Origin of the sequence: Streptomyces sp. NPDC021096 (assembly GCF_040641275.1) — a bacterium.
GTDB lineage: Bacteria > Actinomycetota > Actinomycetes > Streptomycetales > Streptomycetaceae > Streptomyces.
The window spans coordinates 1-14,858 of record NZ_JBFADG010000024.1 but is presented as its reverse complement, the minus strand read 5'-3'; the positions used below and the strand labels follow the sequence as shown (position 1 = coordinate 14,858).

The following is a 14,858-nucleotide window of genomic DNA, read 5'->3' as shown; positions in this document are numbered from 1 at the left end:
GTCGGTCACCGGGTCACAGGGCGAGGGCGCTGAACTCCGGCGGATTCGTCCGCACCGAGCGGCGGTCGATCCGGGACCGTACCTCCTGCGAACCGAAGTGATAATCCATCCGCCGGACCGCCTCCGCCCAGTCCTGCATGGTCCGCACGGCGGAAAGGGTCTCCACGACGAACGGGTCGCGCAGCCGTGACACCCCGCGATACCAGAGGTCCAGCGGGGATTCGTCGAGGATATTTCCCACGGTCCCTTCGTAGACCGGCAACGCCCGTACGGCACCGTCCGGTTCGATCTGCATCACCAGACTGTCGACGCCACTTGCGAAACGGTCCGGGCGCATGACGAGATTCTGATTGTCGGTGGCGAAGATCTTCACTCCCTCCGGTGCCAGACCCTGGAGCCGGGCGTGCTGCCGCTCGCTCGTCAACTGCCTTACCTGCTCGTCGTCGAGAAGCTCGAAGTGGCCGAATTCCGGTCGGCTGGCGAGCCCTTCGGGAACGGCCGCATTGAAGGTCAGGCTCCGCAATTCGCCGAAGCGCGGGGCGATGGCCGTGCAGAATTCCTCCAGTTGCGGGAAATTGCTCCGCACGACGACGCAGTCGATGCCGAACCACAGCGGCGACTGTCTCAGCCGCCTGCGCTCCCGGGCCACGCCGTCGAGCAGCGTCAGCGCGCTCAGCGCCCGGTCGAAGGAGCCGCGCCGGCCCCTGATCCGGTCGTGCACCTGCGCCGTCGCGCCGTCCAGGCTCACGATGACCTCGTCGAAGACCTTCGCGAGTTCGGTCGCCATCCAGGGCTCCATGATCCAGCCGCTGGTGTAGACGGCGGTCTTGATGCCGGCCCGGGACAGCCGCCCGGCGACCTCGAAGATCCCCTTGACCAGGAGCGGCTCCCCTCCGGAGAGCGCGACCACGCGCGGATTCAGCGAGATCAGGGCGTCGGTCACCCGCAGCATGTCCTCGTGGCTCAATTGCCGCGGTGCCCGCCTGCCCGACTCCGAATAGCAGTGCGAGCAGCGCAGGGGACAGGCATAGGTGGTGTCCCAGACGACCACCTCGGGACCGGAAGACACGCTCATGGTTCCCTTTCGGCTTTCCTTGAATCGCACAATCGATCGTCAGTCCGGGCCGTCGTGCGGGGAGTCCGGGCAAATGGCAGACAATCCGAGCCTGCCGCACCCGGCCCGCCGCGCACATCCCGGAATCCTCCGATCTCCATAGAGGTTTTCCGCTATACGCCCCGTGGCAGATACGACCCGCGGCGACATCATCTGGACCGCCGCGACGACAGCCGTCGATAATGTCGTTCGTGAGGGGCAGGCGTGAGGGGTAGCGAACGGGCGATACGGATCGCCGCGTTCTTCGGCGGGCTCTGCCTGTTGTGGGCCGTGACAACCGGAGCGTTTCTGCTGCGGAACAACACCGTCACCCTGCCGTGGATCCTGGGCGCCGTACTGCCCTGTTACTGCGCGGGTCTGTTCGCGTGGTGGCACGCCCCCGCCAGCCCCGTCGCCCGCCGGCTGCTGCTGATCGGCGCCGCGCTCTCGGTGAGCATCGGCATCCGCTACACCTCGGCCCTGCTGACCACCTGGTTCGGCTGGGACCTCAGCGCCCCGGAGAACGGCCTGCCCTCGCTCGAGGCCTGCCTGGTGGTCCTGCCGACGGAGTGGGACAACCTCGCGGTCTCCCTGCTCGTCGCCCACCTCCTGGCCCTGCTGCCCGACGGCCGCTTCCGGTTCCGCTACGAGCGCCCCGTGCTGCGCTCGCTGTGGGTCCTGCTGGTCCTGCCGGTCGTCCTGCCGCTGGCGGGCGTGCCCACCCGGGTCGTCGAGTACGCGGTGTTCTACTACCCCGAGGCCTGGCTGCCCGGGGTGGGCGGCGCGCTGCTGGTCGTACGCTGCCTGCGCGCCCGTGCGGCCGGGGAACGCGACATCGCCGCGCTGCTGCCCATCGGCGCGACGGCCGCCGTCCTCTTCCTGGGCCGGGCCGCCTCCCGGCTGTTCCGCCCCTGGCACGGCGAGTCCGGGGTCCTCTACTTCATCGGCTCCGCCCTCGGGGCCCTGCCGTACGTGCTGATCTCGCTGTCCGTCGTCTACGCCGCGCTGCGCTACCGCCTCCTGGGCGTCGACATCGTCATCCGCCGCTCGGTCGTCTACGGCACCCTGTGGCTGATCATCAGCGGCTGGTACCTGGGCATGGCGATGACGCTCGGGCTGACCGCGGGCCAGTACTTCCCCATCGGCCTGTCCGTGCTGGTCGCGGTCACCGCGACCGCCCTGTTCCAGCCCGTACGGGCCCGGCTGAACCAGCTCGCCGAGCGCCGGGTGTTCGGCGACCGGCTCAGCAGCTTCGAACTCCTCGTCCAGTTCGGCAGCGCCCTCGAACACGCCTATGACCTCAGGCGGCTGGCGCCCCAGCTGGCCGCCGGCCTGCAGGAGGGCCTGGGCCTGCGCTGGGCCCGGGTCCGGCTCGGGGGCGGCGGCGACCTGCCCGTCCACGTCGGAACGGCCGGCGAGGAGATCCCCGCCGACCCCCGGAACAGATCCGGCAGCGGCTTCCCCGTCTGCTACGGCAACGACATCCTCGGCCTCATCGAGTACGGGCCCAAGACCGAGGGCCGCTTCACCCCCGAGGACCACGACGTGGTGGAGACCCTCGCCCGCCAGGCCGCCCTCGCCGTCCACAACGTGCGTCTCGCCGCCGAACTGTCCACCCGCGTCGACGAGGTGCAGCGCCAGGCCGGTCAGCTCGACGCCTCCCGCGCCCGCATCGTGCACGCCCAGGACAGCGAGCGGCGGCGCATCGAACGCCGGCTGCACGACGGCATCCAGCAGGACCTCGTCGCCCTGGTCGCCAAGCTGCGCCTGGCCCGCAACCGGCTCGGCCGCGGCGGCGACATCCACACCGTGCTGACCGAGGTCCAGGACGACGCCTACCGCGTCATCGACGAACTGCGCGAGGTCGCCCACGGCATCCACCCGCCGGTCCTCACCGACCAGGGCCTGGTGGCCGCCGTCACCTCCCGGGCCCGGCGGATGCCGATCCCCGTCACCGTGCACACCGAGGAGTCCCTGGACCGGGTGCGCTTCGCCCTCGACATCGAGGAGTCCGCGTTCTACCTCGTCTCGGAAGCCCTCACCAACGTCCTCAAGCACGCCGACGCCACCCATGTGACGATCCGCATAGCGCGCCGCGAGGGCTGGCTCGTGGTGGAGGTCGCCGACGACGGCGTGGGCTTCCCCACCGCCACCACCCGGGGCTCGGGGCTGACCGGGATGCGCGACAGGATCGAGGCGGTCGGCGGCGACCTGAGGATCACCAGCCGCTCCGGCGGCGGCACCACGATCCGTTCCAGGCTGGCCGAGCGGGTGCGGGAGGAGATCTGTGACTGAGGAACCGATGCGCGTGGTCATCGCCGAGGACCACTACCTGGTGCGCGAGGGCACGCGCCGGCTGCTGGAGGACACCGGCGACGTCCACGTCGTCTCGGCCGTCGGCGACGCCGCGGAACTCCTCGACGCCGTCGAGGAACTGCGCCCCGAGGCCGTCATCGCCGACATCCGCATGCCGCCCAGCCACCACACCGAGGGCATCGCCGCCGCCCACGCCATCCGCGCCCGCCACCCGGGCATCGGCGTCGTCATGCTCTCCCAGCACGCCGACGAGAACTACGCCTTCGACCTCTTCCAGCGCGGCACCGACGGCCTGGCCTATCTGCTCAAGGAACGCATCGGCGAACTCGACGAGCTGCTGCGCGCCCTGCGCGAGGTCGCCGCGGGGCGCTCCGTCGTCGACCCCCGCATCGTCGAGGTGCTCATGGGCAGCCACACCCGCGCGGCGGACGCGCCCCTGGCCGCCCTGACGCGGCGGGAGCTGGACGTGCTGCGGCACATGGCCGAGGGCAAGACGAACCGGGCGATCGCCGGGGCGCTCGTGCTGTCCGAGTCGACCATCGAGAAGCACGTCAACTCCACCTTCGCCAAGCTGGGCCTGGCGGAAGAACCACAGCTGCACCGGCGGGTGAGCGCGGTCCTGGCGTACCTGCGGCACGCGCCGCGGGGCGGCGGCTGATCCGCGAAGGCCCCGGGGAGGGGGAGGACCTACTCGCGCAGGTCCTCCCATGTGATGACCGGACTCCCCGCCCGCAGGCTGAAGTCCATCGCCGGGTCCCGCACGGGCCACTTCAGCCGCAGCCAGTTCGGCACCGTGGCCGGAATGCCGTCGTCTGCGGCCAGGTGCCAGAACGTGTTGGAGTCCTGCCCGGCGAAGTACGGGCAGAAGAAGGAGACCACCACCGTCACCCGCCGCCCCCTGGTCACGGGGGAGACGGCATGGAAGATCCGGCTCCCGTGCAGGAACAGCGCCGCCCCGCGCTCCCCGCACGGCGCCTCCTTGATCCGCGGATCGCCCTCCCGGGCGCCCGTGAACTGATCCGCACGGCCCTGGAAGTAGCTGAAGCGCCCGCCGTCGTAGTCCTCGTAGCCGTTGAGCTGGATGGTCAGGACGTAGTCCATGCCATCGTGGTGCCACTTCACGATGTCCGAACGGCCGTCGGCCTCGAAGTAATTGATCTGGACTGTGGGGATCCGCAGCGGATGCGGGATGAGAGGCACCCCCGCCAGCCGCGAGCAGGCCAGGAGGAAGCCGCGGTCGCGGATCATGTTGTTGATGAACGCCGACATCTGATCGGCGCTGCGCACCCGGCGCGTGGTGATGAACCGGGCGGTACCGGCGGAGCTCTCCAGCCGGTCGCACACCTCGGTCAGACACTCCAGGCCCTCCGGCGTCAGGATCCGCACGGGTCCCACGAGAGCGGTGTCGTCCACCGTGCCGAAGCCGTGGTTCAGCTCGTGGGCCGCGTAGCCGAAGTCCTGCAGCCGTAGCCGCGGCCCCCGCGGGCCGGGCGCCACGAAGTCCCCGCGCCAGCGGGGTTCGCCCGGCAGCTCCGCCCGGAGGCGCGGCCTCCTGCCCCTCAGGGCGTGGACGACCTGGTCGAATCCGGTGGCCATGCGCGGATGGTTGAGGACGCTGCTTCTGCCGCTTCTCTCCCGTGCCATCGTCATGAGCCGATTGCAACGCCCGGACCCCGGCCCCACAAGGCCCGGTTCCCGCCACGCCGGGCGCCCCGCCTGCGGTCTATTGCAAGATCATGAACCGTTCCTTTCATTCCCAGGTGAATCGGCATTTCGACCCTACGATCCCCGGAACGCATTCGTCTTTCTCTGCACTTCCTGGAATGAGCCGGTCATGAAACTCTCCCTGTCCCGCCGTCGCTTCGCGGCCGTGTCCGCGGTCGCCGCCCTCGCGCTGTCGCTGTCGGCCTGCGGGGCGTCCGACGCGGCCGACGGCCACCGGGTACGCATCGGCGTCAACGGCGCCGACCCGGAGTGGGACGTACTCGCCAAGGAGGCGAAGAAGGCGGGCATCGACGTCAAGATCGTCAACTTCGACGACTACCAGCTGCCCAACAGGGCCCTGGCGGATGGCGACATCGAACTCAACGCCTTCCAGCACCTGGCCTTCCTGAGCCAGTTCAACGCCCGCAACCACACCGACATCGTGCCGGTCGCCTCCACCTCCGTGGCGCCCATGGGCCTGTACTCGCTCAAGCACAAGAAGGTGGCGGACCTCCGCGACGGGGCCCGGATCGCCATCCCCAACGACCCCTCCAACCAGGGCCGCGCCCTGCTCGTCCTGCAGCAGGCCAAGCTGATCGAGCTCAAGGCGAAGGCCGGCATCCACGGCACGCCCGAGGACATCACCGCCAACCCCCGGCACCTGAAGATCACCCCCGTCGACGCCCAGCAGACCCCGCGCGCCCTGAAGGACACCGCCGCCTCCGTCATCAACGCCGGAGTCGCCGAACAGGCCGGCTACAGCACCTCTCAGGCGGTCTTCCACGACGACCCCGAGAGCGCCGCCGCCCGCCCGTACGTCAACGTCATCGCCGCCCGGGCGAAGGACAAGGACACCGAGAACGTCCGGAAGATCGTCGAGATCTACCGTTCCGCCACGGTGCAGGCGGCCGTAAGGAAGTCGGCGCACGGCGCCCGGTACGTTCTGGACGTACCCCAGGCCGAGCTGGCCGGGGAACTCGACCGCCTCACGCGGCAGGACCGGGGCTGAAACATGATCGAACTCCGTGACGTCACCAAGACCTTCCCCCGCGCCCAGGGAGAGGACTTCCGCGCGGTGGACGGCGTCAGCCTGACCGTGGAACGCGGCAGCGTCTTCGGCATCGTCGGCCACAGCGGCGCGGGCAAGAGCACCCTGCTACGGCTGATCAACTACCTGGAGACCCCCACCTCCGGCAGCGTCCTGGTGGACGGCCGCGACCTCGGCACCCTCGGCGAGCGACAGCGGCGCGCGGTGCGCAGGTCGATCGGCATGGTCTTCCAGCAGTTCAACCTCTTCCGCTCGCGCACCGTCCTCGGCAACGTCCGCTATCCGCTCGGACAGTCCGGGCTCTCCCGCGCCGAGGCCCGCGAACGCGCCGAGGAGGCCCTGCGCTTCGTCGGCCTGGAACAGCAGGCCCGCCGCTACCCCGAACAGCTCTCCGGCGGCCAGCGCCAACGCGTCGGCATCGCCCGCGCCCTGGCCACCTCACCCGGCGTCCTGCTGTGCGACGAGGCGACCTCCGCCCTGGACCCGCAGACCACCCAGGAGGTGCTGGCCCTGCTGCGCCGGGTCAACAGCGAGCTGGGCGTGACGATCGTCCTGATCACCCACGAGATGGACGTCGTCCGCTCCCTGTGCGATTCGGTGGCCGTGATGGCCGACGGCAAGGTCGTGGAGAGCGGCGGTGTCTACGACGTCTTCTCCCGGCCCCGGCACCCCACCACCGAGTCCTTCGTCCGCTCCGCCCTCCACGACCGGCCCGACGGCCCGGCCCTGGACCGGCTGCGGGCCCGGCACGACGGCCGGCTGGTGACCGTGCCCGTCAGCGGGGACGCGGCCGGCGGCCACGAGCTGTCACGGCTGCTGCGCGAGCACGCGGTCGACTTCACGATCGCCCACGCGGGCGTCGCGGAGGTCCAGGACCGGCCCCTCGGCAGCGTCACCCTCGAACTGCGCGGCACGGACGCGGACGTCGACGCCGTCCTCGACCGCCTGTCCGGCCTGGAGAAAGCGGGAACCCGGTGAAGGTCGACTGGAACGAATTCTGGGTCAAGGTCGTCGACGCCACCGGCGAGACGGTCTACATGGTGCTGGTCACCCTGGCCCTCTCGGCGGTCCTCGGCATGGCCCTCGGCCTCGCGCTCTACGCCACCCGCAAGGGCGGCATCCTGCCCAACCGGGCGCTGTTCGCCGTGCTGAACACCCTCATCAACATCGTCCGGCCGGTCCCGTTCATCATCGCCATCGTCGCGCTGTCCCCGGTGACCCGGAGCGTGGTCGGCACGATGATCGGCACCGAGGCGGCCATCTTCCCGATGGTGGTCGTCGCCACCTTCGGCGTCGCCCGGATCGTCGAGAGCAACCTGCTCTCCGTCGAGCCCGGGGTGATCGAGGCCGCGCGGTCGATGGGCACCGGACCGGTCCGCATCATCGTCACCGTGCTGGTCCCGGAGGCCCTCGGTCCGCTGATCCTGGGCTTCACCTTCCTGCTCGTCGCGCTCATCGACTTCTCGGCCGTCGCCGGGACCGTGGGCGGCGGCGGAGTGGGCAACCTCGCGATGACGTACGGCTATCTGCGCTTCGACACCTCCGTGATGGTGGTGACGGTCGCGGTGCTCGTCGTCCTCGTCCAGGCCGCCCAGCTGCTGGGCAACGTCCTCGCACGCAAGGTGCTGCGCAGGTGAGACCGCCGCCGCGCGGGCGTCACGGCGGCGGGGCGGGCCAGCGGTAGCGCACCCGGGTGAGGGTCTCGGAGATGTCCCAGAGGCTGTGGGCCAGCGTGGCGTCCCCGGCCGGTGCGGGCAGCTCCACCGGGCCGGGGGCGCCGCGCGCCTCGAAGCGGCCGGTGGGCCCGTAGAAGCCGCCGGGGACGACGTCGCCGGCCGTGGCCGCGTACAGCGACGGCAGCGCCGCCTGCTCGACGCCCTGGCCGACGACCCTGTCCAGCGTCAGCCGGCCCAGCGCCCGCACCGGCCGCGCGAGGTGTCGCTGCAGTCCTGTCCTGCTGACGCCCGGATGCACGACCACACTGGTCAGACGTGCTCCGGCCGCGTCGGCGCGGCGCTGCAGCTCCAGGGCGAACAGCACGACGGCGAGCTTGGACTTGGCGTAGGCGGCCATGGGCCGGTACCTGCGGGTGCTCTGCAGGTCGCTGAGGTCGGCCGACGGGCGGCGGGCCATGGCCGAGCCGACGGTCACCACCCGGGGCGCGGGGGCCCGCAGGAGCAGGGGGAGCAGCCTGCCGGTGAGGGCGAAGTGGCCCAGGTGATTGATGCCGACGGTGAGTTCGAGGCCGTCCCGGGTGGTGCGCCGCCGCGGGACGGCCATCACGCCGGCGTTGTTGACGAGCAGGTCGACCGGCCGCCCGCCGTGCTCCATGCGGTGGGCGAAGCCGGTGACGGACGCCAGGTCGGCCAGGTCGAGCAGGTCGGGCCGGACCCGGGCGCCGGTCACCTCCCCGGCCAGCCGCTCGGCGGCGTCGCGGGCCCTGGCCGCGTCCCTGCCGGTGACGACGACCTCGGCGCCGGCCCGCGCCAGTTCACGGGCGGTGACGTACCCGATGCCGCTGTTCGCTCCGGTGACGACGGCCAGCCGGCCCTCCTGGCCCGGCATGTCGTCGGTGGTCCAGCTGTCGTGCATGCGACTCCTCGGCGGCCGGTCGCGTACGGACGAGCGTATTGTCCGCCGACCGGACGACCACCCGGCGGAAGGCGCGCCCGGCGGGAAGGGTGGGACGGGCAGGGGAGCCGGCGGCTCACCCGCCGGCCGTCCCTCCCGGGCGCCGCCCGGCGATCTCCTCCGCGACCTGGCGGGCCTGCCGGGCCACGTTGCGCAGGTGGTTGGAGAAGGGGATCCGTACGTGCGTGCCCACGCCGGCCACCCAGACGTGTTCCGGCGGCGCTCCGGGCCGGCGACGCACCCGCAGGTCGGCCTCCAGACGGTCCACGGCCCGGGCGCCGTCCACGGCCCGCGTCAGCTGCAGCGTTTGGCCGTCGGGGGACCAGTGGAGCGCCGGCTGGTGGAAGCCGGTGCCGTTGACCACGTGGTCGAAGCGGTCCGCTGCGCCGGCCGGCCCGGGCCACTCCACCCGCCAGGCGTCGCCGTCGAAGGCGACGACCCGGGGGTAGGGGTGGGCCAGCCGCAGCGCACCGGTGGCGAAGTGGGCGAGGAGCCGCCGGGCGTTGACGACCGTCATGGCCGTGGCGTAGTAGCTCGTGAACCAGGCGAAGCGCTCCATCAGGGCGTGGCGGCGCGCCGTCGGCAGGGTGGGGCCGAGCGCGATGGCCGCTTCGAGCAGGGGCACGACGACGCCGGGCCAGTGGCAGACGCCCGCGTCGACCAGGGCCGTCTCCTCCCGCAGGCGCTGGACGGGGTCGGGGGCCGTGGACGTCTGCCGGCGCAGCGGGCGCCGGCTCAGCAGCCGGACCGCCTCCACCGCGGCACGCAGCACCTTCTCCTCCAGGCAGGGGTCCGCCGGGTCGAGGCGGGCGATGCGCTCCACCGGCGGGAGGTCGCGCGGGGGCGCGCCCAGCGACAGCCGTACGGAGGGCAGCCGGCCCGAGGGAGAGGTCATGACGGCCCGGTGGCCGTCGCGGCACAGCAGCAGGGCCGCGTCGATGGCCGACTGGCGGGTGCCGAGGACCAGCACCCGGCTGTGCGGGCGCAGTTCCCCGCGGAGGCGGTCGGAGGGGTAGGGGCTGTCGAGGTAGCGCGGGTGGGCGGTGAGGCCGGTGAAGCCCTCGGGGACGCGGGGCCGGCGGACGCCCGTGCAGATGACGACCGCGTCGGCCGTCAGTTCCTGCCGCGTGCCGAGCCGCACCCGGTGGCGTCCGCCCGTCCGTGCGCCGACCGACTCGGCGTCCGCCCGCACCTCGCGCACCTCGATGCCGAGCGCCTTCGCGGCCGCCCGTGCCTCGGCGTGGCGGTCCCGGCAGTAGGCGGCCATCCGGGCCCGGGGGACGCAGTCCTGCGCGGTCCCGCTCCAGCCGTGTTCGCGCAGATAGCCGACGAAGTCGGCGTGGTCGTCGGCGAGGAGGGAGTTGACCTCGGCCGCGCTGTTGCACAGCAGCAGGGGGTCGTCGTCCCCGAAGGCCAGCCCCCAGCCGACCGGGCGCGGGTCCACGACGAGGATCGAGCGGACCGTACGGGCCGCATCCGCGGCCCTGCGGGAGAGCGCGCGGACCAGGTGGACGAAGACGCTGGTCCCGGCGACACCGGCGCCCACGATCACCACGTCCTGCCCGTGATGCCGCAAGGGCGGGGCCGCGTGTGAGGGAGCGTCGGCAGGCAGGGCGGGCCGGAGGGGTTCGCCGGGATTCCTGGGGGCCGTGGGGACCATGGGCAGCACCTTCCTTCCGTAGCTCACCCTGCCCATGCGCGCGTGCCGGGAAGCCCCGACGGCGCCCGGCCCGGCGGGGGCGGAGCATGGCCCCGCCCCCGCCGGGCCGTCGTCTCCTACGCCGGTGCCGCCAGCGGCTTCGACTTCAGCGCCAGGTCGATCTGCAGGCCGCCTCCCGCGCCGTTGCCGAGCAGGTCGACCACGGACTTGAAGGGGCGGGCGTACGGGCCGGCCGGTCCGTCGAGAACGGGCTTGAGCATGACGAGCCCGCAGACCCCCGGGACGCCGAACAGCAGTCCCTGGGCGAAGGTCTCCTGGTCGATCTGCTGGTTGACCAGCTGGATGATGGCCATGGTGATCCCCGCGACGCCGAGGGCCGTCTCGGCGAGGGGTGCCACGAGCTCCAGGAAGTCGAGGATGTCGCCCGTGCTGAAGCAGGAGATCAGCAGCGAGTACACGAAGGCGACGGACGGGCCGGCGATGATGCCCTCCAGCGGGGTCAGCTGGAACGCGCATGCCGTCAGATAGGTGACGGCGGTGAGCCCGAGGGTCACGATGCCGAGCCACTTGGGGGTCTTCTCGTGGCCGAGGTCGTTGATCGAGCTGAGGACGCCGTTGACGATCTGCAGGATGCCGGTGGCCAGCTGATAGCCCCAGGACACGCCGCCCGCCGTGTCGTCGGCCTCCTGGTGGCCGGCCGCGCAGGGTTCGCTGTCCGCGCCGTTGATCAGCTTGTAGACGAGGGTGACGGGGAACGCGCCGATGAGTGCGGCCAGGGAGCCGAGGGTGAGCTTGTCGTCGTCGCCGTATCCGGCGAGCTTCGCCGCCCACGCCCAGAGGGTGTTGATCGGGCCCAGCTCCAGCTCCTTGTCGAGCATCGAGCCGACCGCGTCGAGGGCCGCGTCCACGACGTCGAGGAGGGCGAGGACGACCGCGTCGCCCAGGTCGAGTGCTCCGTCGACGAGTTTCTCGACGCCGTCGAGGAGTTCGACCGCCGCGTAGGTCTTCAGCGACCCCGGATCCTTGATCAGATCGGCGCTGGCGTCGGCGAAGGCCTGGAGCCCCTTGCCGAAGTCCTGGCCCGACCTCTTCACGGCCTCGGCCAGTGCCTTCCAGGGGGCGGGGTCGACGGCCCCGCTCAGGTCGAACGCCGATTCCGGGAAGAAGACGGAGTTCGCGCCCATGTGGTTCTGCAGCCAGTTGTGCTGGGCGTTGTGGGACACGCCGGACGTGCTCACCTTGCCGTCTGCCGAGCCCTGCGATCCCTTCTGCCAGTGGGGCAGCTCGGCGATCTTCTTTCCCGCCCCGTTCCGCCTCAGCTGTGCGAAGGCCGTGTGCGCGTCCTTCTTGAAGCGCCCGAACACGGCGTCGCCCTGGCCGCGCAGGGTGGTGACGACCTTTCTGGCCTCGGGGACCGCGTCGTGCATCGACTTCTGGAAGGCCATCTTCGTGCGCCAGATCGCCGGGAAGTCGAAGAAGGCCTTCAGCCAGGCGATGACCTCTTCGACGAAGGCCTCGATCTTGTGGAAGACGTTCACGACGAACTGCGCGGCCTGCTCCAGGCCGTGGAGCACGATCTTGAGTCCGCCGATGATCGAGTTGCCGACGCGGATCGCCAGGGTGGAGAGCTCGTGGACGCCGGTCATGACCGCGTGGTCGATCTCGATCAGGCCGTTCTTCGCCGCGCGCAACAGGTCTCCGCCGAGCTGATGGAGCTTCTGGCGGGCCTCTTCCGCCAGGTTCTCGGCTCCGGCCACGGCCTCGTTGTAGACGTGCTTGATCCCGTTCCAGGCGTCGCCCAGCCAGCCGTACGCGGTCGCCTCGCCCTTGCGGCTGACCTCCTCGACGTGCCGGGCGACCTCTTCCTCGGTCCGCAGCAGCACGAACTGGTGGGGTACGGCCGCCGTCTGCGCGCCCTTGGGCGCGGCCGGCTCCAGGCTGAAGCGGACGGCCCGGGCGCCGTCGGGCAGCGGCTGTCCCATGCCGATGAGCGCGGTGTGCTGGATCGCCTGGGCGGCCACCGAGGCCAGGAAGGATTCGTTCGCGGCGCGCGGCGCCAGGGCGCCGCCCTTGCGGGCCGTGGCCGTGCCCAGGGTCTTGCCGTGCTTGTCGAACGGCTTGAGGGCGCCGCCCGGGTCGGTCTCGCGCAGCGTGCCCGTCCCGGACAGGTAGGTGTGGACGGCCCGGCCCGGCTGGACGGGCACCGGGGCCGGCAGGTCCGCGGCGGTCAGCTCCAGCGAGGAGGCGCCCAGGCCGTTGGGCGGCACGCCGATGGCGATCCTGCCGAAGCCGTCGGTGCGCAGGGCCACGCCTTCACGGGAGACCGTCAGCATGCGGCCCTGGTGCGACACCGGGCAGGCGGAGGCGTTCTTGGCCACCCTCAGCGTCATCGGGTAGTCCTGTACGGGCAGGCCCTTGGCGTCGGTGACGACGGCCTCGACGCGGTACTGCGTGATCTCGTACGCCTGCAGCCGCGGTGCGCGGACGTCGTGCTCGTGCCACATGCCGGTGCGGGCGTCCTGGGTCTCCCTGCGCAGGCCGCGCTTGCCCTTGACGTAGGAGAAGAGCGTCGGGGTGTAGACCGGTTCGACGGAGGCGGCGACCCCGGCGATGTTCCGGTCGAGGGGAGTCGGCGGCAGCCAGCGCGGCAGCCCGTCGTCGCCGAGCGGGCGCACCGGGTCCTGACGCAGGGACCACAGGGTGCGGTCGTCGTCGATGCCGTAGACGTCCCAGCGGACGGGACCGGGCCGGTCGGGGTGGTTGCGGCACAGGTGCGCGACCGCGGTACGGAACGACATCTCCCCGACGGGGCCGCTCCCGGCCGGCCTGCCTTGGTGGTCGCAGCGCCACAGGTGCAGCGTCCCGTCCTGGTGGAGGATCAGGAAGGCCGCCCGCTCGGGGTCTCCGTAGGCGGCCACCACGCGGCGTACCGCCGGATGCCCGGGCACCTCTTTGCCGAACTCCTCGCGGAAGGTGCCGATGTCGCCGAAGTTGACGACGAGCTTTCCGCCGACGGCGGCCGCCGAGACCCAGTGCTTGAAGCCCACCCTGATGATCTGCGCGTTCTCGTCCAGGCACGTCCACACGGAGTGCGGCGCCGGGGAGAGGATCCAGCCCGACCCCGTCTCCGTCCCCGAGGCCACGAGGGAGTGCAGGGGAGAGGAGTCGCCGTGCCGCTTCCCCGTGGAGTGCGAGAGCTTCAGCCCGCGCAGCCGCGCGCCGGGGGTGGGGATCGGATACACCTCGCCCCACGTCCTGCCGTCGCTGTTCAGCACGGAGAGGAACGCCCGGGCGTCGCTGATGAAATAGCAATGGACGTACGGCTTGCCCTCGTCGTTGGTTCCGGCGGTGGCGACGACCTCGGTGGGCGTGTACGAGGCGAAGACCTCGGTCGCCTGCCAGCCCGTCGCCGTACCGGGGTCGGGGTGGACGTGCAGCAGGGCCGTGGCGGTCGAGGCCCGGCTCACCACCAGCGTCTCGTCCGCCCGCGTGAAGGGGTTGTGGAACACGGCGAGGGGCGCGGGGCTCAGCTCGTCGACCTGGATGCCGGCCGCCATGACGACGTCCTGGCCCAGCACCTCGCTGACCCCGACCTTGAGCGGAAGCGCGGGCGGACGGGCGGTGGACGGCGGGGCAGGCGGGGTGGCGGTCTCCATGGGGTTCTCCCGGGGGGATTTGCGGCGGATGTCCTTCCCAGGCTTCCCCTCCGCCGGGCCCCGGCCGCCGCCGCCGGGAACGGATCATCCCTGCGTGCGACGCAGACGGCGCGCCCGCGGGAGCGCCTCCCGCCGCCCCCACCGGCGCGGTGCCGCCCGCCCCCGCGCCCGGCACGCCGCTCACCCCGGTCGCCGGGCGCGACGGCGTACGGCCGGCGGTGTCACAGGTCCCGGCGCATGCACACCCGGGGCCACCGGTCCAGGCCGTGCGCGGCTTCCTGCCGTCGGACCTCCCGAAGGCCCGGGCCGAGTGCGCTGTCGTCGAGCGGGCGGAAGCCGCAGCGCGCGTAGTACGGCGCGTTCCAGGGGACGGCGGTGAACGTGGTGAGGGTCAGGGCGGGGACTCCGGTGGCGCGTGCGTGCTGTGCCAGGTGGTCCAGCAGGGAACGGCCGATGCCGTGGCGGGCACGGTCCGGGTGGACCGACACCTGCTCGATGTGGAGGTTGCCGTCGACGTGGTCCGCGATGAGGTAGGCCACCGGGGCGTCGGCTTCGTCGACCGCGACCCAGGCCAGGCCGGTCCGCTGGTAGCGGGCGAGTTCGTCGGCCGGGAGCGGCTCGTCCTCGGCGATCTCCGGCATGCCGATGTCGTGGAAGCACCTCCCGGCGGCCCTTTCGATGTCCTGAAGGAGGGTCAACTCGTCGGTGCGGACTGCTCGGATGCGCATGGGCCCATTGTCCTCGGCGGGC

At 71.9% G+C, this 14,858-nt stretch carries 11 protein-coding genes; 5 read left to right on the top strand and 6 right to left on the bottom strand.

Annotation, left to right across the window (positions count from 1 at the left end):
• Positions 1 to 13 precede the first annotated feature (13 nt).
• Entirely contained in the window at positions 14 to 1,105 is a 1,092-nt protein-coding gene (locus AB0G59_RS24160; protein WP_360915193.1) for a radical SAM protein, read from the bottom strand.
• Between the two features lie 213 nt (positions 1,106 to 1,318).
• Between AB0G59_RS24160 and AB0G59_RS24155 the strand changes: the two genes are divergently transcribed.
• Entirely contained in the window at positions 1,319 to 3,388 is a 2,070-nt protein-coding gene (locus AB0G59_RS24155; protein ID WP_360915190.1) for a GAF domain-containing sensor histidine kinase, read from the top strand.
• Positions 3,381 to 4,067 (top strand): response regulator transcription factor, encoded by a 687-nt coding sequence (locus AB0G59_RS24150; protein WP_360915187.1) that lies wholly within the window; start codon positions 3,381 to 3,383, stop codon positions 4,065 to 4,067. The genes AB0G59_RS24155 and AB0G59_RS24150 overlap by 8 nt, the downstream gene beginning before the upstream one ends.
• 29 nt (positions 4,068 to 4,096) lie before the next feature.
• On the opposite strand, the gene AB0G59_RS24145 is transcribed toward AB0G59_RS24150, so the two are convergent.
• A complete protein-coding gene (locus AB0G59_RS24145; protein WP_360915184.1) occupies positions 4,097 to 5,005 on the bottom strand; it encodes a hypothetical protein in 909 nt (302 codons plus the stop codon).
• Positions 5,006 to 5,243: 238 nt separating this feature from the next.
• Between AB0G59_RS24145 and AB0G59_RS24140 the strand changes: the two genes are divergently transcribed.
• From AB0G59_RS24140 to AB0G59_RS24130, 3 genes are read left to right on the top strand one after another with little or no spacing between them, the layout of a single operon-like run.
• Positions 5,244 to 6,122: a MetQ/NlpA family ABC transporter substrate-binding protein gene (locus tag AB0G59_RS24140; RefSeq protein ID WP_360915181.1), complete on the top strand. Its 879-nt coding sequence runs from the start codon at positions 5,244 to 5,246 to the stop codon at positions 6,120 to 6,122.
• A gap of 3 nt (positions 6,123 to 6,125) precedes the next feature.
• Positions 6,126 to 7,139 carry an ATP-binding cassette domain-containing protein gene (locus tag AB0G59_RS24135; protein WP_360915178.1) on the top strand — a complete coding sequence of 338 codons (1,014 nt, stop codon included), beginning with the start codon at positions 6,126 to 6,128 and terminating at the stop codon, positions 7,137 to 7,139.
• On the top strand, positions 7,136 to 7,798 hold the full coding sequence (locus AB0G59_RS24130; RefSeq protein ID WP_360915175.1) for a methionine ABC transporter permease: 663 nt from the start codon (positions 7,136 to 7,138) through the stop codon (positions 7,796 to 7,798). Before AB0G59_RS24135 ends, AB0G59_RS24130 begins: the two co-directional genes overlap by 4 nt.
• Before the next feature lie 19 nt (positions 7,799 to 7,817).
• On the opposite strand, the gene AB0G59_RS24125 is transcribed toward AB0G59_RS24130, so the two are convergent.
• The 4 genes from AB0G59_RS24125 to AB0G59_RS24110 form a co-directional block, all read right to left on the bottom strand.
• On the bottom strand, positions 7,818 to 8,753 hold the full coding sequence (locus AB0G59_RS24125; protein ID WP_360915172.1) for an oxidoreductase: 936 nt from the start codon (positions 8,751 to 8,753) through the stop codon (positions 7,818 to 7,820).
• Between the two features lie 115 nt (positions 8,754 to 8,868).
• Positions 8,869 to 10,452 (bottom strand): FAD/NAD(P)-binding protein, encoded by a 1,584-nt coding sequence (locus AB0G59_RS24120; RefSeq protein ID WP_360915169.1) that lies wholly within the window; start codon positions 10,450 to 10,452, stop codon positions 8,869 to 8,871.
• 116 nt (positions 10,453 to 10,568) lie between these two features.
• Positions 10,569 to 14,108, bottom strand: a complete 3,540-nt coding sequence (locus AB0G59_RS24115) for a hypothetical protein (RefSeq protein ID WP_360915166.1) — start codon at positions 14,106 to 14,108, stop codon at positions 10,569 to 10,571.
• A gap of 221 nt (positions 14,109 to 14,329) precedes the next feature.
• Positions 14,330 to 14,836 carry a GNAT family N-acetyltransferase gene (locus AB0G59_RS24110; protein WP_360915163.1) on the bottom strand — a complete coding sequence of 169 codons (507 nt, stop codon included), beginning with the start codon at positions 14,834 to 14,836 and terminating at the stop codon, positions 14,330 to 14,332.
• Between the last annotated feature and the right edge of the window lie 22 nt (positions 14,837 to 14,858).